The sequence below is a fragment of the Planctomycetia bacterium genome, from assembly GCA_021413845.1.
In the GTDB taxonomy this organism is placed as follows: Bacteria; Planctomycetota; Planctomycetia; order Pirellulales; family PNKZ01; genus PNKZ01.
Window position 1 is genome coordinate 1 of sequence record JAIOPP010000114.1, and the last position, 23,206, is coordinate 23,206.

19 protein-coding genes are annotated in these 23,206 nt (G+C 63.0%); 7 read left to right on the plus strand and 12 right to left on the minus strand.

Going from position 1 to position 23,206, the window contains the following annotated elements:
* The 8 genes from K8U03_20405 to K8U03_20440 all read right to left on the minus strand — a co-directional run.
* Window positions 1-950: glycosyltransferase family 2 protein (locus K8U03_20405; GenBank protein MCE9607254.1), on the minus strand; the 950-nt coding region annotated here is incomplete at its 3' end.
* Window positions 951-985: 35 nt separating this feature from the next.
* Entirely contained in the window at window positions 986-2,887 is a 1,902-nt protein-coding gene (locus K8U03_20410; protein MCE9607255.1) for an alpha/beta fold hydrolase, read from the minus strand.
* 12 nt (window positions 2,888-2,899) lie between these two features.
* Window positions 2,900-5,461 carry a glycoside hydrolase family 2 protein gene (locus K8U03_20415; GenBank protein ID MCE9607256.1) on the minus strand — a complete coding sequence of 854 codons (2,562 nt, stop codon included), beginning with the start codon at window positions 5,459-5,461 and terminating at the stop codon, window positions 2,900-2,902.
* Window positions 5,462-5,486: 25 nt separating this feature from the next.
* Window positions 5,487-6,461, minus strand: a complete 975-nt coding sequence (locus K8U03_20420) for a DUF1839 family protein (protein ID MCE9607257.1) — start codon at window positions 6,459-6,461, stop codon at window positions 5,487-5,489.
* A gap of 11 nt (window positions 6,462-6,472) precedes the next feature.
* A complete protein-coding gene (locus K8U03_20425) occupies window positions 6,473-7,405 on the minus strand; it encodes an amino acid--[acyl-carrier-protein] ligase (GenBank protein ID MCE9607258.1) in 933 nt (310 codons plus the stop codon).
* A 3-nt stretch (window positions 7,406-7,408) separates the two neighbouring features.
* The gene (locus tag K8U03_20430; GenBank protein ID MCE9607259.1) at window positions 7,409-8,626 is read right to left on the minus strand and encodes an acyl-CoA/acyl-ACP dehydrogenase; all 1,218 of its coding nucleotides are present in this window, start codon (window positions 8,624-8,626) and stop codon (window positions 7,409-7,411) included.
* A 26-nt stretch (window positions 8,627-8,652) separates the two neighbouring features.
* Window positions 8,653-8,913 (minus strand): acyl carrier protein, encoded by a 261-nt coding sequence (locus K8U03_20435; protein MCE9607260.1) that lies wholly within the window; start codon window positions 8,911-8,913, stop codon window positions 8,653-8,655.
* Window positions 8,914-9,141: 228 nt separating this feature from the next.
* Window positions 9,142-9,555: a GNAT family N-acetyltransferase gene (locus K8U03_20440; protein ID MCE9607261.1), complete on the minus strand. Its 414-nt coding sequence runs from the start codon at window positions 9,553-9,555 to the stop codon at window positions 9,142-9,144.
* Window positions 9,556-9,790: 235 nt separating this feature from the next.
* Between K8U03_20440 and K8U03_20445 the strand changes: the two genes are divergently transcribed.
* Both K8U03_20445 and K8U03_20450 read left to right on the plus strand, forming a co-directional pair.
* On the plus strand, window positions 9,791-12,658 hold the full coding sequence (locus tag K8U03_20445; protein MCE9607262.1) for a protein kinase: 2,868 nt from the start codon (window positions 9,791-9,793) through the stop codon (window positions 12,656-12,658).
* Window positions 12,659-12,805: 147 nt separating this feature from the next.
* Complete coding sequence (locus tag K8U03_20450) at window positions 12,806-13,663, plus strand: hypothetical protein (protein MCE9607263.1); 858 nt, start codon at window positions 12,806-12,808, stop codon at window positions 13,661-13,663.
* Window positions 13,664-13,690: 27 nt separating this feature from the next.
* Here the strand turns inward: K8U03_20450 and K8U03_20455 are convergent, their stop codons facing one another.
* Window positions 13,691-14,614 carry a hypothetical protein gene (locus K8U03_20455; GenBank protein MCE9607264.1) on the minus strand — a complete coding sequence of 308 codons (924 nt, stop codon included), beginning with the start codon at window positions 14,612-14,614 and terminating at the stop codon, window positions 13,691-13,693.
* Here K8U03_20455 and K8U03_20460 point away from each other — a divergent pair.
* Window positions 14,613-14,870 (plus strand): hypothetical protein, encoded by a 258-nt coding sequence (locus K8U03_20460; protein MCE9607265.1) that lies wholly within the window; start codon window positions 14,613-14,615, stop codon window positions 14,868-14,870. The genes K8U03_20455 and K8U03_20460 overlap by 2 nt on opposite strands.
* 80 nt (window positions 14,871-14,950) lie before the next feature.
* Here the strand turns inward: K8U03_20460 and K8U03_20465 are convergent, their stop codons facing one another.
* The gene (locus K8U03_20465; protein ID MCE9607266.1) at window positions 14,951-15,616 is read right to left on the minus strand and encodes a hypothetical protein; all 666 of its coding nucleotides are present in this window, start codon (window positions 15,614-15,616) and stop codon (window positions 14,951-14,953) included.
* A gap of 337 nt (window positions 15,617-15,953) precedes the next feature.
* Here K8U03_20465 and K8U03_20470 point away from each other — a divergent pair, with 337 nt between their 5' ends.
* Window positions 15,954-18,449, plus strand: a complete 2,496-nt coding sequence (locus K8U03_20470; protein ID MCE9607267.1) for an SMP-30/gluconolactonase/LRE family protein — start codon at window positions 15,954-15,956, stop codon at window positions 18,447-18,449.
* 19 nt (window positions 18,450-18,468) lie between these two features.
* On the opposite strand, the gene K8U03_20475 is transcribed toward K8U03_20470, so the two are convergent.
* Window positions 18,469-19,932 (minus strand): M81 family metallopeptidase, encoded by a 1,464-nt coding sequence (locus tag K8U03_20475; GenBank protein MCE9607268.1) that lies wholly within the window; start codon window positions 19,930-19,932, stop codon window positions 18,469-18,471.
* Between the two features lie 160 nt (window positions 19,933-20,092).
* Between K8U03_20475 and K8U03_20480 the strand changes: the two genes are divergently transcribed.
* Genes K8U03_20480 through K8U03_20490 form a run of 3 tightly spaced genes read left to right on the plus strand, consistent with a single transcriptional unit; the run spans window position 20,093 to window position 22,377 of the window.
* The gene (locus K8U03_20480; protein MCE9607269.1) at window positions 20,093-20,791 is read left to right on the plus strand and encodes a hypothetical protein; all 699 of its coding nucleotides are present in this window, start codon (window positions 20,093-20,095) and stop codon (window positions 20,789-20,791) included.
* A gap of 58 nt (window positions 20,792-20,849) precedes the next feature.
* Window positions 20,850-21,653: a hypothetical protein gene (locus K8U03_20485; GenBank protein MCE9607270.1), complete on the plus strand. Its 804-nt coding sequence runs from the start codon at window positions 20,850-20,852 to the stop codon at window positions 21,651-21,653.
* A gap of 49 nt (window positions 21,654-21,702) precedes the next feature.
* Window positions 21,703-22,377 carry a hypothetical protein gene (locus K8U03_20490; protein ID MCE9607271.1) on the plus strand — a complete coding sequence of 225 codons (675 nt, stop codon included), beginning with the start codon at window positions 21,703-21,705 and terminating at the stop codon, window positions 22,375-22,377.
* Here the strand turns inward: K8U03_20490 and K8U03_20495 are convergent.
* A partial coding sequence (locus tag K8U03_20495; GenBank protein ID MCE9607272.1) for a serine/threonine protein kinase occupies window positions 22,372-23,206 on the minus strand: 835 nt, incomplete at its 5' end. The genes K8U03_20490 and K8U03_20495 overlap by 6 nt on opposite strands.

A 23,206-nucleotide genomic window follows, 5' to 3' on the forward strand; every position in this document is an offset into this window, starting at 1 on the left:
ATAAACACGCTGTTCGCCACGTAGTCGAGCCACAAGCGGCGAGGATCGAAAACCTTTTTGCGGCGCAGGCTGAGTTGCAATCGGCCGAAGGGATACGTCAGCGCCCAGACGGCGTCGAGCAGCGCCGTGAACGGCGCTCCGTGGTTGCGCAGGAAATACCGGCGCCGCGAATCGAACCAGTAGCGCGGTCGACGCGGCAGCGCCTGCCCCCGTACCGTGACCCCCGTCGATTGCCCGATGAGGTGCATCACGCGGCTCTTCGGTTCGTACCAGCAAGAGAAGCCGGCGCGCGCGGCGCGAAGACAGAAATCGGTTTCTTCGTAGTAGAGAAAGTAGCCGTCGTCGAGCAGGCCGATCGTGTCGAACACCTCGCGGCGAATGAGCAAGCTTGCCCCGGCGACCCAATCGACGCGCGCCGCTTTCTCGGGCGTCGGCACCAGCGTGACGAAGCGTTGCAACAGCCGATGCACGGGACCGATCCGCAGCGATTCATCCAGCTCGCTCCAGAGCGATGGGAAGCGGAACGTCGAAAACTGCGCGGTGCCGTCGGGGTCTTCCAACCGGCTGCCGACCATCGCCGCCGCAGGATGATTCTCCAAAAACTCGACGAGCGACCGGATCGCGCCGGCGTGGACGCGCGTGTCGGAGTTGAGCAACAACACGAACTCGGGTCGATCACGGGCGAGCAGCGCCGGCCGAATCGCTTCGTTGTTGCCGTAAGCGAAGCCGCCGTTGCGGGGCAGAGGCTTGAGCGCGGCCCACTTGCTCCAGCCATGCTCGTCGATCGCGGCTTGTATGCGCGTCGTCGAGTCGTCGCCCGAAGCGTTGTCGGTGACGACGACGCGCGAATCGGCCGGCAAGCCATCGACCCCGGCGAGCGATGCGAGGCAATCGATCGTGAGGGCGGGAGTCCGGTAGTTGACGACGACGACGAGAACCTTCACGCGAATCTCTCCGAGCGGCGGTAGGGGATGCGAACGGGAATTCAGTCTTGTTTCGGATACTGTTTTTGCAGGTAAGCCGTGACGGCGCGAATGAGCTTCTCGCGCGGCACGCGACGGGAAAACGTGTGGTCGCCGCCGTCGATCGTCGTCAAGCGAAGGTCGCCGGTCTTAAGCCACTGCTTGGTTTCACGCGGCGCCTGGTACGCCATTACCGCATAGCCGGGATCGTTCTCGGCGAGAAACAGCGCGAGCTTACGGCCGTTTTCGGCGACGCGCGCGAGATCGGCCGGCAAATCGTTCTTCGTCGGATGCGCAAGCGGAATGCCAGGAGCGCAGGCGGCGCTCCGCGCGGTGCCGCGCTCAGGCTTCCGAAAGCGATGCGCGATTCGGCGTCCGAGCAGTCGGACCGCTTCGAGATAGCCGATCTCGGTCTTGCCGAGGAGAAACTTCCAGAGCTTTTTCGGATTCGTTGCGCCGGCCATCCGGCGATGTTCGTCCATCGCCTTCTCCGCCGCCGACGCATCGAACGGCATCCCGTCTTGCCAATAGAAGGTGAGCGGGTTGATGAGCACGCTCTCGAGAAGTTGCGGATCGCGCAGTTGCACGGCCGATTGGAACGCCGCGTATGCTCCCGAGCAAAGGCCCATCAACACGAAGCGCTCGGCGCCGAAACGGGCACGAAGTTCCGCAAGCGTTAGTTCGACGTCGCGAAACACGGTCGCCGGGTAGGGGTTGTTCTCGTCGCCAAAGTTCTTGGAAACGCTATCTCCGAGCCCTAGCGCATCGATGCGAATCGAGCGGAAGCCCTGCGCCGCGAAGGCACGGGCCATCTGCACGTACAGCCGGCCGGGTCCGACGTGGTTCGCGGCGCCGGAGTTCAACAGCACGATCGTCGGCAAGGCGTTCGTCGGTCCGGCGGTTTCCGTCGGCTCGCAGACCACGCCGAACAAATCGACGTCGCCGCCGAAGCGCAGCAAGCGCTCGCGCACGTTGCCCCAGGTCGGAGTTTCGCCGGTGCCGGTCGTTTGCTGCGCGATGATCGTCTGTTGCGGGCCGAGGCCCGCGCCGTTCAACACGGCCTCGAGCGCCAGCTCGGCCGGGCTTTCGGCACGGATGCGCGTGCCGAGCCACCGCGCGATTTCGGCGACGGTCTGTTGCGGCACTTGGCTGTAATGCGGCTCGGCCATCATTTCGGCAAACCCGGGGAGCGAGATCTGCTCGACCGGAATCTCGAACTGCGCGAAACGCTCGACCAACCGTTTATCGAACGGCCCGACTAAGAGCGCGTGAAGGCAGCTCAGTTCCTTTTGCAACAGATTGCATTTCACGAACTGCCCGGCGGTTTCTTCGCTGATGAGAAAGCCCGCGGCTTCGACGTCGCCGGCCGGAGCGTCGTCCGGACGAGGACGCGACTCGGCCAGTTGCTCGATCGTTTGCATCTGTCGCATATACGACTTGCCGCAAGTCGCCGGAGCCCAGAGGACGAGGTTGTCGCACTCGTCGTGACCGAGGGCCTCGACCGCGAGCATCGCACCCATGCGAAGACCGACGATGCTGACGCGCCGGCAGCCGAGCGTGGTGCGCATCCAGGCGACGGCATCGCGAACGTTCGCGTGCCACGTCGGACGTCGCGAAGCATCGGCATCGCTTCCGGCCGAGTCGCCGGTGCCGTGCCAATCGAAGCGGAGCGTCGGAATGCCTTGCCCGGCGATGGCGTCGGCAAGGTGCCGCAGACTTCGATTCGCATGCAACTGCTCGAAGCCGAGCGGCGCGCAGATGACCACCCCATGGTCGACGTGCGCACGATCGCGGGCCGTGTGCAGCCACGCGCACAGCGGCTCGTTGCGGCTGGTGAGATAGAACGCGGTGCGGACGGTCGTCGCGTTGCGCGTGCCGGAATCGGCGGCGAGTTGTCCCGTTTGATCGAGCAGGAGCGTCGACATGCGCAAGACTTTCTAAGAATTCGCGGCGTTCAAGGAAATCGCCAAGTCCGTTTCGAGGTTCAAGGCTTCGAGCGTCGGACGAAACGCCGCGCGCTGCGTGCCGAACGCGCGAAACGTCACGAGCTTCGTTCGCTCGGGCATCAGGTAAAAGTAGTTGTCGTCGGGCAAGTAACCGTCGGCGCTCAAGCGAACCGTGTGCAGATAGCGATCGGCCGAGAGCGACACTTGATACGTGTCGTCGTCGAGGCGCGCGGCCGTAGCGACGACACCGTGCGTCGCCGCGCGGTTCGCAGTCAGGCGACGCACGAAATGCTGCGCCTCGCTCACGACGTTTCGCTCCCGGTCGAACCATGTCGCGACGACGATGTCGTGTTGCGGCGGGCCGAAGCGATAGGCATAGTTCAGGTCGCGGAACCGGCCGAGCATCTCGTCGCTGCTCAAACATCGTTGCGAGCGCGGTTCCAAGGCGACGGCAACTGCGTGTCGCGCGACGACGACGTTCGGCTCTTTGAGCAACGTCAGTTCGACGGTCGCTTCGCAGGCTTCGCCGGTTTCGTTCGTCAGATGGAGTTCGAGCCCGTTGAGGCCTTCGTCGGTGAGCGTGAGTTGGCGGGTTTGCCAACTTCGCCGGAGATAATAGTAAGCGGCTTTCGGCAAGCCGGTCGCGTCGACGAAGCCCCAGCCCGCGCCCGGCCAGAGGTCTTTATAAAACCAAATGAGTCCGCCGGCGTTGTGCGAGCGGGTGCTCCGCCATTCCGCGAACGCGCGGGCCATCAGCTCGCCGCTCACGGCGCGGCTGAGCTCGAGATAGCGCGGCATGTCGAACGAGCGGAGTTGCGCCGGATCGACCTGATAAAGCTCGCGCAAGTAATGGTCGCGCACGTCCTCGAAGTCCCAACCGGCTCCGCCGTCGCGGGGAACTCGTTGCTTCCAGGTCGGGTCGTGCATCACGGGATGGTTGCCGCCGGTCACGGCGAAGATCGTCGCCGGCTCGGGCATGTTGGCGAAGCCGAGACATTCGGAGGTGAACTTCACGTCGGACGAACGAACATCGCCGGCCGGACGCAAATACGCGCCGACACCGTAGTAGTGCGTGATGCCGGTATGCGTGTGGAACGGCAAGATGCCGCCGGTCGGAGTCGAGGGAACGTAGGTCGTGCCGGGATGATGTGCGGCGCAAAGCTCGGGCAGGTGCCGACCGAACCAATCGTTGCTCCAAAGCTCGCGCGGCAGGCCGAGCATGGCCGCTTGTTGTTCGATCTCGCTATTGCCGCAATAGACCACGACCGAAGGATGCCGCGCGAGCCGCGTGAGCTGTTCGGTCGCTTCGGCCGTGATGTTGGCGCGGAACGCCGGATCTTCGACCGGGTAGTCCATGTTGGCGAACATGAAATCTTGCCACACCAGCAAACCGAGTTCGTCGCAGAGGCGATAGAACGTTTCACTCTCGTAGTTCATCGTGCCGCCGATGCGCAGCATGTTCGCCCCGGCCGCTTGAGCGAGTTCGAGATCGTGTCGCAGCGCGGCTTCGTTCCCGTCGGGCGAAAGGAGATCGCTCACGGTCCAGCAACCGCCGCGGCAGTAGATCGACGCGCCGTTGATGCGAAGCGCGAAGCCGGGATCGGTGCCGACTTCGAGCGTGCGAAAGCCGATCGGCGTCGAAGGAAAATGATGTACGGCGTCGTGATCGGCGACGATGAGCTCGCAGTCGAGCAACGTCGGCGTGCCGTGCGTATGAGGCCACCAGCGCGGAACGCTGGGGATGCGAAGTTCGCCGACGCACGACCAGCCCTCGCCCGACGGTTGTAGTTCGAGCGGCGCTTCGACATCGCCGACACGAATGGTCGCCCGCTGTGGTGCGCTCGAGGCGGCGAGGTGCGCTCGCACCGTGACGACGCCGGTCGAGCCTTCGAGTGTGGAAGTGATGTGCGATCTCTCAAGCAACACGGCCGACGATTCCAGTCGGACGGCGCGCCACGGTCCGATCGTCGGGGCGCAAGGAGCCCAACCGGGGATCCGGCCGACGAGCGAAGTGCGCTGCCAACGAAGCTGTTGATTGCGGACGAGGTTCGTTTTCCAGCGCGGGCGAGGTCGCTTGCGTTTCAGCTCTTCGGTAAGCGAGCGAAAGACGACGACGAGTTCGTTTTCGGGTTGCAGATCGCCCGTTACATCGACCCGATATGCGCGAAACATATTGTCGGACGTCAGGATCGACTTGCCGTTGAGCCACACCTGGGCGAGGCCCGCGAGGCCATCGAAGCAGAGACGGCAGGGGTGTTCCAGGTCGACGTCGGCAGAAGCGAACGTCGTGCGGAACCACCAGTCTTGTGCGTCGAGATCGGTGGGGTGGGCGAAATCCCAATCGCCTGCCGCGGCCAAGGCCGAAGCGACCGTGCCGGGGACCGTCGAGGGAAGCCGATCATCGCTCGCATCATCGAGTTGGTCGGGATGTGCGATGCTGCCGGCGGCGCGCGGCGTGCAAGTCCAGGCGGCGAACGTCGTGCCGAGTCGCAGTCCGTTCGTCATGCCGGCGGCATGTGTTCCGTCGGCGACTTCGCAAGCGAGCACGTTCATGATCGGCCGGTTTCCTTTCGCCGATTTACAGCAGACGTCCGGACAAGCTCTCGACGGCCGTGCGCCAGGTTCCGGCCAGATCGTCGAGCGGGGCGAGATCGAGAGTTTTCTTCCGCGCCATCGCGCGGGCCAATTGAAACTGCAGCGTCTTCGCGCCGGTCGACAAGGCGGTGAACGCTTCGATCGGTTCTTCGAGGCCGACGACGTCGTGCTCGGCGAGCCATTTCAAATAGGTCGCCGTGCATTCGTAGGCGGCGCCGAATTGGCGAAGCGTTGCGAACGAGTATTGATGAAACGTTTCGAGCGAAGCCCCGGCGAGCCACTCGAGATCGGCGGCGAAGCGGGGTTTGAACTTCTCTAACGGATTCGCCTCCGGTAGCCGCGTGAGGTAGCGCTTCAGCAACCGCAGCGAAGCGTCGACGAGCCACGCGCCGCGCGGCACTTCGACGACGCGGCGCTTCACAAACTCGGCATACGGCGGCAAGATCGCCGGCGACGCGAGACCGTTGATGTGGAAAATGTCGACGAAATCGTCGTCGCGCAGCTCGTAGTAGCCCTGGCCGTGGAAATAGCCGAGCCGCTTCTGCGCGACGTCGATTTGCATCGCCGCGATCGTCGACTTCTGATGCCCGACGTGATACGTCGTCCCTGCCGTGTCGGGCAGGTAGTACGAATCGAGCTCGACGAGCACCGGCCGGCCGAGCCGGATCTGTTCGTCGAGGTGCTGCTCGATCGGACGCCACAGAGCCAGCTCCTGCACGTCGAGTCCGAACAAGTCGAACAAGTCGGCGTGCGGGAACTTGAAGAACGTCCACTGGTCTCCTTCGAAGTCGATCGCCGCGGGGAAAGGGAGCGCGGCGATCGGCTCGAAGCCCGAGGCGTGGAGGAGTTCGATCAGCACGTCGACGTAGCAGTTCGTCTCGGCCCAACTCCGCGCTTGGGTGTGGAGCCGATGGCGACGATAGTCGACGGGGTTTAGCGTCTGCAATGCAAGGCTCATGGTCTTAGTGCTTACAGCCCGAGGATATTCTTGACGTCGTAAGGCCAGTGGGCGGGTTCGAAGCCGTGCTTCATGAAGAGGGCCAAGGCGATCCGTTCCAGCCCGAAGCCGATGCACGAGGTGTGGCACTCTTCGCCGTCTTGCGTCCGGATGTCGAACGTATGACCGAAGTGGTTTTGGTGGTAGTTGCACGACGTGATCGCGGTCGGCTTTTCGGCCGTAGCGACTTCGTGCAGGAGTTCGAACTTCAAGTCTTGCTCGAGTTGAGCATTCGCCATGACCTTGCCGCCGCGACCGAAGAACGGATCGTTCGCCACGACCGCTTCGACTTCGAGACCGACTTCGGCCAAGATCTCGCGACCGAGCGCGAACCAATATTCGCGATGCTCGAGCGCTTGCTCGGCGGTGCCGAGACGGACGAACTCACGTTGACGGAAGATCTGCATCCGGGCCGGATCGAGCGACGGCTCGTGGCGGAACACGAACGAACGAAGATCGACCGTGCGGCCTTGCGACGGGAGCGTGGTCCCCTTAGCGGTCGGGTAGAGCGGGTAGCAGGCGGCCGGAACGAGCATGATCTTGGTCGGCGTCAGTTCCGTCGTCCATTCTTCGCCGGCACGTTTCTTGCCGAGCATCCGTTGGTGGTCGCGCTCGTTGCCGGTGAAACTATGGACCGACCCGAGGAGATCCGGAAAGTTTTCGATGTGCGTCATCTTCAAGTAGTTTTCGCGACTGATCAGCGCCGGGAAGCGCATCACTTCGGCCTGCAAATGGCGACCCCGTTCGGTGACGAGGCGCTCGAAGTTTTCGATCACCCCTTCGAAAACGCCGCTGAAACCGTAGAGGCCGTCGACGTTCATCGAGATCAGAAGGCCGGCTTCGACGAGTCGGTCGCGACAGTTGCGATAGGTTTCGGTCAAGCTTTCTTGAGCGATGCAAGACATGAATTAATATCCTTCCTTATGAGCCAGCAACATCGTGGCGTTGAGTTTCGTAATGCGATCGTTGTTCACCATCAGAGCGGCTCCGTAGGAGTCGCGCAGGTGGCGAGCTAAGGTGAATTTCGAGTCGTTGCGATAGCCCGAGATACCGCAGATGAGGAGCGATCGGCCGACGATGTCGACGATCTGTTGCGAGCAGGAGAGCTTCAGGTTGTTCGTGCGAATGGCGAAGCCGAAGCCGTTGAAGGCCGACGGACAATTCGATTGCAAGCGTTCGAGATAGTCGCGAGCCGAGACCTCGACGTTGTGCCGCATGACTTGCAGCACTTGATCCGTCTCGGCCAGGCGAACGGCAGCCAGCGGGGTTTCGCCGGGGGTCTTGCGAGCTTCGACCCGCACGAAGGCGCGGGCCCGATTTACGGCATCGGCGGCGATGCCCGACCACAGAGCGCCCCACACGATGTGCGAGTAGGGATGCATCGTCTGCCCGAGGATCTCGCTGAAGTTCGTCGGCAAGATCTGATCGACGGAGCCGCGCGCCGTGAGCGTGAAGCCGGAGCTGCAAGTGCCGCGGAAGCCCATCGTGTCCCAGGTCGAGAGGGGCTCGGCCGTGTACTCGCCGCGACGAACCATGACGTGAACCTGATCCGTGGCCGGCGATTCGGGCGAGCGGCGAGCCGTGACGAGGATGTCGTCGGCATATTCGCCGTAGCTGATGACCGGGGCCTTCTTCGTCAGCGTGAAGGTATCTCCCTCGACCGTGACGGCGCAAATGCTCGAGAGCAAGTCGCCGCCGGTGCCGATCTCGGTCGTGGCCGAAGCCATCAGGCGTTGTTCTTCGACGAGCTGCCGCAGGTAGTTGCGGAAGTATTCGGACTGTTGAGCGTGATGCACGACGCAGGCGACCTGAATGCAGTGCATCGCGTAGATCATTGCGGACGAGCCGCAATAATGGCCTAATGCCTCGCACACTTTCGCCGTCTGCACGATGTCGAGCCCGAGGCCGCCGTATTCGACCGGGACGTAGGCGCTGAGCAGCTTGGCTTCGCGCAGCGCGTCGAACGCTTCCTTCGGGAAGCGGGCATCGCGATCGACCGCCGCGGCGTGCGGAGCCAAGACTTCCTTGCCGAGGCGATGGACTTGCGCCAGCAAATCGGCATTCTGGGACGGGGGCGCTACGGTGGCGAACGCGATATCGGCCGCGGGGATTACCGTCGTGATCATGGCTTGCTCTTAGTAAGAAGGCGGAGTTAGCGGGCCAGCTTCGAGACGGCTTCCGCGATCGAGGCGATGCTGCGGAACGTGCCGCGGCTGAGCATCGCTTCGGAGAATTCGATGTCGAAGCGCTCTTCGAGGGCGAGCATCAAGCCGACCGTGGCGAGCGACGTGAGACCGGCGGCGTACAGATCCCGTTCCGGCTCGAAGTTGCGAACGTCGGCGGTAGCGCCGAGATGTTCGGAGACGATTTCCTTGATCGCGTCGATTTCGATCGCTGTAGAGGCATGGGCCATATTACGGACTCCTCTCGAGATAAATAGCGGTGTGGCGAAGCGCGACGCGCAGAGGCTCCGGCGAGATTCGACTCTCGGGAACGAGCCGCTGCCCGACCGCTTCGTGATGTGGTCAAGCCTAGTTCAGAAACATCGCGCGAGTCGGCGAGAGAATGACTTACTAAACGGTAAGGAAAGTCGCCCGAGGTCGGGTCGTAACGATCATGCGGCCTCGCGTTGCCGTTTCGTTTAGCGAACGTACGGTTGACGACGTGCGACGGTCCAACACGATTCATGTTTCGTCATGCCGATGTGCGGATAGTAGGTCTCGGCTTTCGGAGCCGAGAGCAAGATGAGAGTCGTGCCGAGGCCGGCTTCTCGATGGGTGCGCGCGATCAACTCACGCCCGATGCCGCGCCGTTGAAACCGCTCGTCGACTGCGAGGTCGGAGAGGTACGTGCAGAAAGAGAAATCGGTGAGCGCGCGCGAGATGCCGACGAGCTCTCCTTCGCAGCGCGCGGTAACGAGAAGGTCGGCTTTCGCGAGCATCATCTCGATCGTCGCGCGGTCGTCGACCGGGCGCCGCTCGGCCAACGTCGAACGAACGAGGAGCCCGATAAACGCCTCGGCGGTCAGATCGGGTTCGAGTCGGTAGTCGATCATGGGTCGTGGGTCGGAACGCGTTCGGGGCGCTGAATCCACCTCAACCCTACGTCGAAACCGGCCGCCGAGACGCCGCGGTCGGCGAACCGTGAACAGGTTATTACGGCCGATTTTGTCGAAATGGCCGTGGAAACGCTGGTGTCGGGTAATCAAGATTCCCCGGTTTTATGTGGATTCCCGTACCCCAATCCATGCGGTATTATTGATCTACTTCGTTTGGAGGGGGTGCCTCAAAATGGCTATGACCGTCGACCAGTTCGGCAAAGCAATCATCGCCTCCGGTCTTCTTACGACCGACGAGGTCAAATCTATTTGGTCGGGCATCGCGTCCGAAGAGCGCCCCAAAGACGGGGAGAGCTTCGCCAAGTTGCTCATCACGCGCGGCAAGCTCACCGCGCTGCAGGCGCGCGAGATCATCGCCGGCCGCGGATCGAAGCTCATGCTGGGGGACTACACCATCCTCAGCGAGATCGGCGCGGGCGGCATGGGCAAAGTCTATAAGGCCCAGCACCGCCGTATGAAACGGATCGTGGCGCTCAAGGTGATGTCGAACGCGGCGATGAAAGACGAAGCCGCCGTGCGCCGCTTCCAGCGCGAAGTTGAAGCCGCCGCCAGGCTCGAACACCCGAACATCGTCACGGCGTACGACTCGGGCGATGCCGGAGACGTGAAGTATCTCGTCATGCAGTTCGTCGACGGCGGCGATCTATCGGACCTCGTGAAAACGAAGGGGCCGCTCTCGGTCGAGAAGGCGGTCGAGTATGTGTCGCAAACCGCGCGCGGCTTGGCCTATGCCCACTCGCGGGGTGTGATCCATCGCGACATTAAACCGGCCAATCTGTTGTTGAACAAAGACGGGAACGTCAAGGTTCTCGACATGGGCTTGGCCCGCATGGAAGACGGCGGCGGTGATCTGACCGGCACCGAGCAAGTGATGGGTACGGTCGACTACATGAGTCCCGAGCAAGCCTCGGATACGAAGAACGTCGATGCTCGCGCCGATATCTACGCGCTCGGTTGCACGCTTTGGTATTTGCTCACCGGGAAGAAGGTCTTCGATTGCGACACGATGATCGGTCGCTTGATGAAGCATCGCGATGCGCCCCCGCCGTCGCTGGTTAAAGAGCGCGACGACGTGCCGTGGCCGCTGGAGCAGGCCTTTCACAAGATGGTCGCGAAGCGGCCGCAAGACCGTTACCAGTCGATGGACGAAGTCCTCGCGGCGTTGATGCCCTTCACCGACGATTCGGAATCGGTCTTGTCGCATCACGGCAGCGGCAGCGGCATCGGAGGCTCAAGCGTCGGGCGCAGCGCCGAACTGGCGTCGTTCATGCACGCCATGGAAAGCGGCATCGGCATCTCCACCGCACCGGGCCTGCCTGCCCGGCCCCCCTCGGGCTCGCACATCGACGCGACTTCTCAATTCGCCGCTCCGGAAGCGGAGACCGACGCCGAACGAGCGGCGCTGCCGCGAGGGATCGCCGCGCAGGTGCGCAAGACCGGTTCTTCGAGCAAGATCGAGTCGCGCCAGCCGTCAAGCGTCGCGGCTGTGAAAAAACCGGCGTCCGGCCCGCCGATGAAGTTGATTGCCGGAGGAATCGTCGGCTTGGTTGTGTTGCTGGCCGGCATCTTCTTGATGATGCGCGGGGAGCCGAGCGACAGTGCCGCAAACACCGCCGCGAATTCCGCAGAGGCGATTGGAACCGCCGTCGCATTCGTGCCGCCTGTCGTCAGGCCGAGCAGCGTGCAGCCGGTTGCCGTGGCGGATCCGGTCGACGTTCCGCCGTCGGGCGAACCGACTCAGGCGAAGCTCTTGGAATCGCTCGACTACGCTTGGACGGAGCCGGAGAACCTCGGCCCGAACGTCAACACCTCAAGATCGGAAGAATTTCCGTCGCTCAGCGCCGATGAACTTTGCTTGGCCTATCGCTTGCTCGGGCCCGGCGGTCCGAATGCATTCTTAGAATGCCGGCGTTCGTCGATCACGGAACCGTTCGGCCCAGCGGTTCGACTTCCGAACTCGGGCGGCATCGAAGATCCGTTTCTATCCGCCGATGGTCTCACGTTGGTCTATGCCACGCCGTCGGGCGACAGAAGAACCGATTTAAGAATGCGTACGCGCCTGACTCGCGATGCTCCTTGGGCCCAGCCCGAAACCCTCGATCCGCGCATCAATACTTCGTTCGACGAACGTCAGCCTTGGATCTCTCCTAACGGACTGACGTTGCTGTATCAATCCGATCGAAAAGATGGCTTGGGCGCGCGCGATCTTTGGCTCACGCGCCGGGCTTCGCGCGGCGAACCGTTCGGTCTGCCGGAAGCCGCGCCGCGAGGTATCAATACTTCGGCCGACGAATTCGAGCCGTACTTGCTCGTCGATGGTAAAACGTTTTTGTTCAATCGTAGCGGCAGGCATCACATCTCGTTTATATCGGGAACGGGAATTCCCTCGGCCTTGAGCTTGCACGATTTTCCCTCCGGCATTCGCGAGGTGTGGCTCTCGCCCGACGGCAGACGCATGTACTTCCAATCGCGGCGCAGCGGAGGCTTCGGCGACTACGATCTGTGGATGAGCCGCCGGGTGAAGAAGTCGGAGTTGGCCGTCAGCGGAACGGGATTGTCGAGTGGGCAACTCCCTCCGCTTCCCACGCCAACGGTCGGCGCCGTCTATCTCGACGACCTCACCGAGCAATCGTGGAAAGGGGATCGGGACTTAGGAAAGCATGGGCTGGGCAACAGCGGCGGCGCTCTTAAATGGCACGGTAGCAAGCCGGCCCATTCGTTGCTCACGTATCCGGATCTCAGCCAGCTGCGAGCGGAAGTGATCTATCGTCTCGATAGCCGCCGCTACGACAAGTTCTTAGCGACCGTCGGCATGACGACGAAGCCCGCCACGGCGCTGGTGTTTCGCGTGCATGGCGACGGCAAAATCCTTTGGCAATCCCCGCCTCTCACCGAGGGGGACCTTGGGTTCGATTGCAACATCGAGATCCGCGGCGTCGAGCAGCTTCGGCTCGAGGTCGTCTGCTCGGGCCCGACCAACCTCGCGAACGCGGTGTGGATCGACCCGCGCCTCACGCCGCTGCCGAAGGCCGGCAAGTAATTTTCCGAACGAAGCCGATCGGTCTGCCGAACGTGTCCCGCTCGGTTGACATCCATCGCTGCGGTCACGTTATACTGCTCGTCGTTTCCGCTCGTCGAGAGCGACCGACCACGACCTCCACGGCTACGCATTCCCAAGGAGCACACCATGCCGTACGACTTTGCTTCCGATTGGATGATGGCGAAGACCTTGTTCGAAACCGCGACCGGCAAGAAAAAGCCGAGCAAGAAGTTTCTCGGAAAGTTCCGCCTCTCCAGCGGTGTCGAAGACGCTTGCAAAGATCTGGAGAAGGCGATCGCACAACCTTCGGCCGATCGCATTCTGAAGGCCGAGAAGAAGTTCAACAAAGCCGCGGAAGACTATCTCGACATCATCCGCGAAGCGGCCGAAGAAGATGGTGCGACGGATCGCTATAAGTCGGAGCTCACCCGGCTCGAAGCGGCATTGGAAAAAATCCGCCTCGACTTCTCGAAGGCGAAGCGAGAAGAAACGCACGATATGCCCGAGAAGTTCGGCGATATCGTTCCCGACGAGTTCGTCGACGGCGTGGCGGAGAGCGTGTTTCCGACCAACGTCGCGGTGAAGAACTTTGCGCTGAAGCCGGAATGGGTCGTGTCGGCCGTCGATCCGAAGAAGAAGCTGCCCGACGCGGTCGCTGCACAAAAGATCGCGCAAGAGGCGCTGAAGAAATACATCTTGGCGATGAAAGCGATGAAGGCCCAAACGAAGGTCAAGATGGACCGGAAAGAGGCTTGGGCCAAGGCGTCCGAGCTCATCGGCGATGCCGCCGAGGCGGTGGGCCATGAGGGAATTCAAAAGGCGCTGGCCTACTGGAAGAACGCCCAAGAAGCGGCCTTCCACGAAGTCGGCCGCCGCGCCGAGTTCCGCGCCTGGCTCGAAGGGGGCCCGCTGACCGTGGCGCTGAAAGCCGCGGCCGACGCCGTGACCGCGGAGCTCCTGCGCCTCAATCGCCTGGAGTCGAAGGCCGACGAACAAGCCCGGTAGTGCGAGATCGCACGGCCCGCGAACGCTTTATTTGAGAAACGTGCAGACCGCGCAGGGGCTCGTCGCGAGCGGCATGCCGAGCGTCTTCATGCAGGACGCGAGCGAAAGGATATTCGAGAGCGCATTCAGCGAACCGGCGTTCAACGGCCCGAGCACGGCATCGACGTCGGCCGCCATCGCGGCTGAGGCATCTGCCGCTGCCGAGCCGGAAGCGCTCGCCGCCGCGGAACCGGATGCCGAGGCGGTCGCCGAAGCGCTTGCGTTCGCCGTGGCGGCCAGATTGATTGCCGCGGCCCCGTTCAGATCGAGCTTGGCGGTCGCCGCTGCCAGAGCCGAGGCCGATCCCGATGCGAGCAGGTTGACCCCAAAACCGGATTTGATGTTCGCCATCGCGGCGAACGAGGCCAGCACGTTCGAGAGACCCGCCTGCGGCACCGTAACCGCCGGCAGCTGCATCGCCGTGAAGCTCTGCACCACCCCCTGCAATTGCCCCAACGGGTCGGGCATCGCGAGCGGCAATCCCAACGCTGCCGAGGCTTTTGCCAACGCGCTCATCTGAGCGCTCGCCGAAGCTGCGGCCGAAGCGTTCGCCGAGGCGCTGCCTGAGGCGGAACCCGTTACCGCTGCGGAGGCGGAAGCCGACCCGGAGGCCGAGGCCGAAGCATTCGCGTTAGCCGCAGCCGACGCGTTGGCCGCGGCGTCGAGCTTCGCCTGCAACGCCGCGACCCCGCCGGGCTGCATGAGATCGATCCCGAACTGCTGTTTCATCTGCTGCACGATCCCCGCCAAGCTTCCCACGCCGTTAAGAGAAGGCATAAGTGGAGGGACGCCGCCGGGAAGGCTCGGCAAATTGGCATTGAGCGAGTTGATCGTCGCTCCGAGCGAGGCGGCGGCGTTCGCGTTAAACGACGCCATCCCCATCGCTTTTAAGCTCGCCGAGAGCGACGCCATGAGCGAGAGCTTGGCCGAGGCCGAAGCAGACAACGCCGCGGATGCCGCCGCACTTGCCGCTGCCGAAGCGCCGGCCGAGGCCGACGCGCTCAGAGCTGCCGAAGCGGAAGCGAGGGCGTTGACTGCGGCGTTCAAGTTCGGAATCGGAGGGATTGCCGGAGGAAAGCTTCCCTCTAAACCGGCTAAAGACTTCGAGCAGACGCACGGCACGGCGCAACCTCGCTTCCAGGCAAAGAACACGAATCTCCGAACATGAATTTCCGAAGTTGAGCCCGAAACGACATGGTTTGTCAACCGTTTCGCCGGCGGCTGCCGGCGCCGTCGAGGTCGCCGGCCTTATTCGATTCCGTCTTCGGGATTCGTGAAGCTGGTGGGAAGGGGCTCGCCGGATTTCGAGTCGGGATAATAAAACGCGACGCATATTTCGCAGATCGCGTGGCTCAAGTTCTTGGGCGTCCGTTTGATCCACGGAGGAACCCAATCCCACGTGCGCGAATCGTCCGCGCGGCGGAACTTGCGACAGTGGCAACATTGCACGACGACGCCCGTCGGATGACGATAACGCTCTTCGTCCAACACCAACGACACGCGCGCCAACGGCGACTCGACGACCAACGAGTTGATCAGCAGCAAGCCCTCGCTCTTGCCGAGCGGCAAGACCGTGAGATGAAACTTTCGGAAGACCTCGTCGGACGAGCATTCGTAGACATGGTGCCAAGGCCGGCCTTCGACTAAGCAGCGTCGATAGTTCTTTTGGAAGAAGCCATGAATCGGAGCGGGAAGCGAATCGAGAATCGACCGGCCCAAGATCCAGTCGCGAGCGATATCGGGCTCGCTGCAATTCTCGAACGCGAAGACGTACCACGCCGGATTCAGATATGCCAGCGTCAGGTCCGGCCATACGCCGTAAATCGTGTCGCGACTCCGTTCCAATACGTCGCTATCGAATTCGGCCAGCAACGGAAGAAAACGAAGATCGCAATGAGCGAACTGGGCGGCCATGAGTGAATGCGAACGAGGTACGACCGATGTGTCAACGACAGCTCTAACCTAATCGGCACGGCCGCGGAAAGCCAACAAAGCCTACGGTGCGGAGCGAAGTTTTTCTTCGGGAGAATGCGCGTAAATCGCATGCGAATCCGCATCGGCCGCGAACATCCGGGATCCGCTGGCGAAACGTCGATGCGCCTCCGAGCCCGGCGATCGCCTTTGCCGGCGGCTGATTCACCGTGGCTGCTTTTGGTTTACTTTCGGCTCGGGCACGCCTAAGTTAAGCGACGCCGATCGATCGCCTCGGCTCGCCCCGCCTCCCTCCCCCGAAGATCGGAGTCTCCGCCCGATGCTCGCACGCCTCTGCCTGACGTCGCTCCTCGCAATGCTCGGTCTCGTCGGTTTCGCAACTTCGCTCGTCGCACAGTCTCCCTCGCAACCGTGGCTCTATGCCAAGGCGCATGCGGTGCCGCGCGTTCTTACGAACCAAGGGAGCGGCTATTTCGCACTCGTCGAAGGGAAGAACGGGTTGCTCTACATCGGCACCGCGAAGTACGGCGAGAACGCCTATCTCGTCGAGTTCGATCCCGCCTCGGGCCAGATGGTCACGGTCGTCGATTGCATGCGCGAAATCGGCAGCAAGGCGACCGGCTTCGCCGCGCAGTCGAAGATCCACACGCGCAACAACGTCGGCGCGAGCGGCAAGATCTACTTCGGCACCAAGCAAGGGTATCCCGAAGAGAAGAAAGGGGAGAAGCTCACCGACTATCCGGGCGGCTACCCGATGGTCTACGATCCCGCGACCCGCACGACGCGCGTCTACCCGATTCCGATTCCTCATCAAGGGATCATCAGCGTAACGCCCGACGAGGCGCGCGGCGTGGCGTATATCTCCACCTGTTCCGACGAGCGACCGATCGAGAGCTCGCACTTTCTGAAGCTCGATCTCGAGACCGGCAAGTACCGAGATCTCGGCGAGACGAATCATGTGTATGCCTTCATCGTCGTCGACGCGCTAGGCCGTGCGTACCATCCCCTGCGCGGCGGCGACATCCTGCGCTACGATCCCAAGACCGACAAAGTCGAGCGGCTGAAACAAACGATCGATGGCCGGCCGGTCGCGGCCGATTCGCACTTGGCCGACGAGCAGAGTCATCCGATCATGTGGGAAGTCACGGCCGACCGGAAGACGATGTACGCCGTCGCGATGAGCGGCAACCAACTGTACACGTATGATCTTTCGGGCAAAGACACGCTGCTCGCCGGCAAGAGCCTAGGCAAGCTTTCCCCCTCGGCCGCGAGCACCGATTGCCGCGCGCTTTGCATTGCACCGAACGGCGTCGTTTGGGCCGCGATCACGGCGACGTTCGACAAGCAACGGAGCTTCGCCCATCTCATCAGCTACAAGCCCGGCGATGCCGCGCCCATCGATCAAGGTCCGCTAGCCGTCGATAATACCGACTTCACGACCTTCGCCGATCGTAAAGGGGAACTCTATCCGTGGCACAACGGCTTCCGCCGTTTCGGCGACGGCAACCTGATTCCGACGGCCGTGCTGCTCGGCGTCTGCGCCACGCGCGATGCGCAGTATGTGTTGGCCCTCTCACCGCTGACGTTGTTGGAAACGCATGTCCGCTCGCAGCCGGTGAAAGCCGGGGTCGAAGCGCCGGCCCGCAAGCCGGTCGCCGGCATCACGACCCTCTATCGCTACAACACGCACGGCGAACACATTCTCGGTCGGCTTGCGCAAACGGAATCGCTCGACGGCCGAGGACGCGAATCGAGCTTGCGCCTCGCGTCGATCTACGTGGATCAGAAACCGAAAGAAGATCGCAGCGCCGCCCTCGTCGCCGATCTCGGCATCTTCGACGCAAAAGCCGTGCCCGACGCCCTCACGCTCGGGCAAGACAAGATCGCGGTCGAAGGGGTGCTCGTCGTCGCCGAACATGGGGAGTACCCTCTTTCGCCGACCGGCGCGCAAATGTATCCGAAGCGGAAGTTCTTCGAGCAGATCTTCGCCACGGTCGACAAGTATGGTCGCCGCGGGTTGCCCGTCTTCTGCGATAAGCACTTGGCCGATACGTGGACGGACGCCAAATGGATCTACGACGAAGCCAAGAAGCGCGACATGCCGCTGATGGCCGGCTCTTCGATGTCGGTCGCGTGGCGCAGCCCGCCGATCGACATGCCGCGCGGCGCTCGCGTGAAGGAAATCCATACGATCTCGTACCATAAGATCGACATCTACGGCTTCCATGCCTTCGACGCTATGCAAGCGCTCGTCGAGCGCCGCGCCGGGGGCGAGACGGGGGTTGCCGCCGTGCAAACGCTGTCGGGAGACGAAGTCTGGAAGGCCGCCGAGCGCGGCTTGTACGATCGGAAGCTGCTCGATGCCGCGCTCGCCGCGCTATCGACGCACCCGCTTCCGGCCGGCAAGCGCGTCGAAGATCTCGCGAAGAAACCGACCCTCGCGATCGTCGACTATCGCGACGGCTTGCGCGCTTGCCTGTTCTCGCTCGACGGCGCCGTGCAAGAATGGACGAGCGCCTGGAAGGACGATAAAGACCAAGTGACGAGCCTCCGCTGGGTGCTCCAGGAAGTGCGACCGTACTCGCACTTCGCGGTCTTGAACAACGGCATCGAGCAGATGATCCACAGCGGCCGACCGACCTGGCCCGTCGAGCGAACGCTCCTCACAAGCGGCCTCGTCGACGAGACGTTGCAATCGCTCGCGGCAGGCGGCAAGCGGCGCGAGACCCCGCATCTCGACATTCGCTATCAATCCGATTGGAACTGGTCGATGCCGATCGACCCGGCCCGCGGTCGGCCGAGCGGAGCGCAGTAGGTTCGGCTCCGCTCGCTCGTTATTCCTCGAACGGATAGAGCGGCTGCGAGCGATGGTGAAACGTCAGTTGCGTCATGTCGGCGCAGGTCGGGCCCGGCGTGTTGCAACGGATGAAGCGCGCGACGACCGGCCGATACGCTCCGAGCGGCGCATTGACTCCCTTCGCGACGATCACGCGGTACGTTCGCGGATCGAGCCCGCAAGAGAGAACTTGCTGCAAGCTGAACGGCGGAATGCGGAGCGAGAAGAGCATCACGGTCATCCCGCGCTCGGTGCGCACGATCGCGGTCGGGCCCATGTCGTAGTCGGTTCGTCCGCCGTGCGACGGGATGGGATCGTGGAACTTGCCGTCGTTCAGGCTTTCCACCGTCACGTCGGCGACGAGCGGCGCCCCCATCTCCGGAAACGAACGGCCTCCCATCGCGAGCGTGAGCTGGGCGCCGATCCCTGCGCGCCGCGCTTCCGCTTGCGCCGCGGGATCGTAGAGCAGCACGAGCGAAGCGGCGATGTGGTGCTCATGCAGCAGTCGGGCCAAGAGCGTTCCATCGGCCGGACTTCCGCCCCCCACGTTGTCTCCCACATCGAGCAGGCAAACCCGTTCGCTCGTCGCGGCGATCTCGGCGACCGCTTCGGCCGGCTCGACGAGACCATGCTTGAACTCGCGCCGGTGTGCAACGAGGTACGCGCTCAATTCCTCGGCATAACGCCGCGCCGCCTGCGGATCGCCGTCCGTCACGACCCACACCGTCGAGCCCAATTGCGGTACGTCGGAATAAGGAAAGCCGAGCGCGATGCTCGCCGACAGCACGCCGGGCCGCGTCATGATTTCCGTAGCCAACGCGTATAGCGAGAGGCACGGCTCGGCGTCGGTCAGTTGTCGATCGATGCTGATCTGCACTCGCGGAATTCCCAACGCTTGCGTCGGTCGAACTTCGCCGCGCAGTAGGCGCGCCAGCAGCCTCGCGGCCTTCAGCCCCGTCGCATATTGGTCGAGATGCGGATTCGTACGGTACGAGATCGTCGCGGTGCAGGCGTCGAAGAGGCGTTGCGAGACGTTGCCGTGCGGATCGAGCGTGACGACGATCGGAAACTCCGGCCCGAAGCGTGCGCGCAGCCGGCCGACCCAATAGCCGTCCATGTCTCGTTGCGATTCGCAGACTCCCGCCCCGTGCGGCGCAACCAGCAACGCATCGAGCGGGCCGGCCTTCGCAAGCTCTTCGTCGAGCATCGCCAGGATCGTATCCAAGGTCGCCCCGCTGACGATGCCGCCGGGAATGGCGAGCGCCATCAGGATCGGCACCGGCGTCAGCCTGGCTTCCGCGAGGCCTGCATAGAATCCGCCGACTTCGTGAAACGAGTTGCCGTAGACCGGCGTAATCGCCGCGCCGCGCAGCAGCGTATCGACCTGAAAGTTTTCCAGCGTTGTCGTTCCGGCAGCGAACGTGTTCGACTCATGCTGAATGGAAATAATGCCGACGCGCATGTCTACGATCCTCTTGAAACCCATTCGCCGATGATGCTGCTCGACAGCGTAGCAATTCGGCGCGGCATCGGCATTTGAAAATTCTTCGTTAATCTCCGGCGCGTCGTGCGGTTGGTGGTTTAGTCAACCACTGCGGCACCCCATTTCGGGAGACAACACGATGGATCTTCCTACACCTAGGCCCGGCTTCGCTCAGGCCCGGCGCTTGCTGTTTCAAGCCTTTCCGAGCGGCGCGGCGCTGCGGCGTTCGGTCGCTCATGTCGGTCTGGCGCTGCGCGATCCCGAGGAGTTCGCTGCCCGGCGGCATCGAGGCGAGGTCGAGTATGAATCGACCGTATGGCTCGCGCTGATCGCCACCGCGATCCTCGGTACGACCGTCTACGGCCTGACGATGGGCATCGGCGAAGGGCTCCGAGCCGTATGCACGAAGTCGATCTTACTGACGCTCTCGGCGGGGCTCGCGTGGGCCGTTCCGCTTCCTGCGCTGTACATCCTCAATAGCCTCGGCGGATCGCGACTCAAGCCGAGCACGACCTTGCTCGCGGCCCTCGTCACGACCAGTTGGGGTGGGCTCGCGATGTTGGCGTCGGTGCCGATCAACTGGTTTTTCAGCGTCGCGATTCCCGACCTGCCGTTTCTTGCGCAGCAGCCGCACTTCGTGCGCTATCTCATCGTCGGGGTCAATCTCTTGGTGTTCACCGGCGTCGGTGTGGCGATGATCGACGTCTTCGGCCGCGTCATGCAGCGTTTGGAACCGCGCCGCGAAGCCGAACCGATTTGGTACCTCGTGCTCGTCGGCCTTATCGGAGCGCAACTCTTCTACTTCTTCGAGCTGTTTCGCCTTCCCGAATGGTTGTAACTCGGCTCGAAAATCGTTTCCGCATCTCAGCGCGATCTCCATCTCAAGGATCAAACCTATGAACCCTTACGCTACGATCGATTGCATCTTGAAGCCGTCCGGAGACGGCTCTTATTCACCCGACGTCTCTCGCGAACCCGCGGAGCCGGCCGGCGAGGTGGAAGCGCCGATTCTCGCCGCCGGCTCGCTCGCCGAAGTCGTCGATCTGCTGTTGAAAGACCATCGCCAGCTCGACGCACATTTACGCACCGACGCCGGACAACGCCGCTTAATTCCGCAGCTGCTCGGAATTGCTCTCTGCGGCTTCGCGCTCTACGGCGTCGTCGCGACCTTCATGCTCAACCTCGCGCACACGTCTCACCACTTCTGGCTCGCAGGCCTGCCCGCCGCCGAGTGGACCGACGCCACGATCGGCAACCTCACGCTGTCGTATTGCATCGGCATGATCGCGGCCAACGGCATCTGCCTGCCGAGCTTCTACTTCTACGGGCTCCTCTCGGGCATCCGCATTTCGATGCTCGGCGTCACGGCTCATGCTCTCAAGGGCATGGCTGCCGGCGCGGTCGCGCTGGTCGGCATCTTGCCGATCTACGTCGCCGCCACGCTCAACGCGCTCATCTATTCCGAGAGCTACACGTGGCTCAGCACGTTGGTTGCGCTCGGCTTGCTGTTGCCGTTTATCGCCGGCTTGTGGGGTGCTTTGTCTCTCTACCGAGGCTTCGTCGGCCTCGCCGATACGATTCCGCCGGAGTTTCGTCGGAGCCGCACCTGTCTGCTGCGACGTCTGATCCTAGCGTGGTCGGGCTGCTACACGTTCGTCACGCCGCTCGTGATCTATAGCCTCTGGCAACATCTCTCGTAGGTCGAATGCCGTCGATCCGCATAAGACAAGGTAGAAAGTCGGGTGCGCTATGAACTTTCAAGAGTCGCTGCTGTTCTACTTCGTGATCGGGGTCGCCGTGGCCGTGGCGTTCGGGCTTGCCGAGCGCCGCACGTTCCGCCCGGCGACGATCGCCGCGCTGATCGGTGCGGTGCTGTTCTGGCCGATCTACCTGCCGCTGATCTTGTCGGCCTCGAACAAGGACGCCGCCGCGCCGAGCCCGACCGTGATCCCGCGCGACGAATTCTCGCATGCGATCGAGCAAATCGAACGGGAACTCGAGGCCGCGCTCGCCGGGCTCGACGGTTGGGCCGAGCAAGCGATGAATCGAAACTCAGGCAGGCTCGGCGAGCTGCGTGCGGCGTTGGTCGCGCAGGCCGAGCGAATTCGGGAGATGGACGCCTTACTGGCCGAAGATCGTGCGGCCGTGGCCGAAGTCGTCACGGTCGACGCCGAACCGGAAGCGGCCGACGAGCGTCGTCGCAAGAGTCGGCAAGCGCGTCAGGAAAACATGCACCGCTTGGCCGAGATTCGCCGGCGCACGCGCTCCGAGATGCTCGACACGTTCGCTTGGATTCGCGAGCTCGTCTCGATGATCCATCTCGCGAAGTTCACCGGCGCGCCGGCTTCGCGCGCCGAAGAGCTCGTCGCGCAGATCGCCACGGCAGTGGAAAGCATCTCGATCGTCGCGACCACCCCTTCATGAGCGCAAGCGTCGGGCCTGCCGATAATACTTCAGCCCGGGAAAGAAAAACGAAGCGGCTGAGATGACACCGAACAGGGAGATACCGAACGGAAGGTCATAGTGCTGAAGCAGCGCCATGACGAGGGCCGTCGCGAAGAGCGCAGCCGACTGCACGTAGAAGCGTCCGCTGAGCATTCCGGCTTTCACGAGGAACACGCAACCGCTCACGAGGCCGAGCATCGGCGACAGCCGCAACGTCGGGAGCCCGAGCAAGAGCTCGACGGGGAACAGCAGCGCGATGCTGATGATGCTCCCCGCCCAGATGTGCGCGATCTGCCGTTCGATGAACGTGACGGGCCCCGAGCGCCGACGAAGCGTCCAAAAGATCAGGGCCCAAGTTCCCATCGCCGCGACCCACAACACGACATACGGCCACGGCGACGTAATCTCACGCCATTGCATCGTGTCGGTCACGGCGCAAATGAGCAGCAGCACGGCGCTATGCCACATCCACAACAATCCCCAATTCTCCAACACCACGGCATGATGTGTTTCCGAAAGCCAGCGTGCGACGACGTGCCCGAACCGGCCGGAGCGGGCCGTGATCGGCTCGTCGTGGAGGAACGCGCGCAGATCGTCGGCCAAGGCCTTCGCGCTCGGGTAGCGCAAGTCGGGGGGCTTTTGCAGGCAGCGGAGCGTGATCATTTCCAGCGCCGCGTCGGCCCGCGGGTTCAAGAGCCGGGGCGGAAGGGGCTCTTGCTCGAGCACCATGAGCACGGTCTCCATCGCCGACGCTCCTTGCAGCGGCGGCCGACCGGTGAGCATCTGATATAAGATCGCGCCCAGGCTA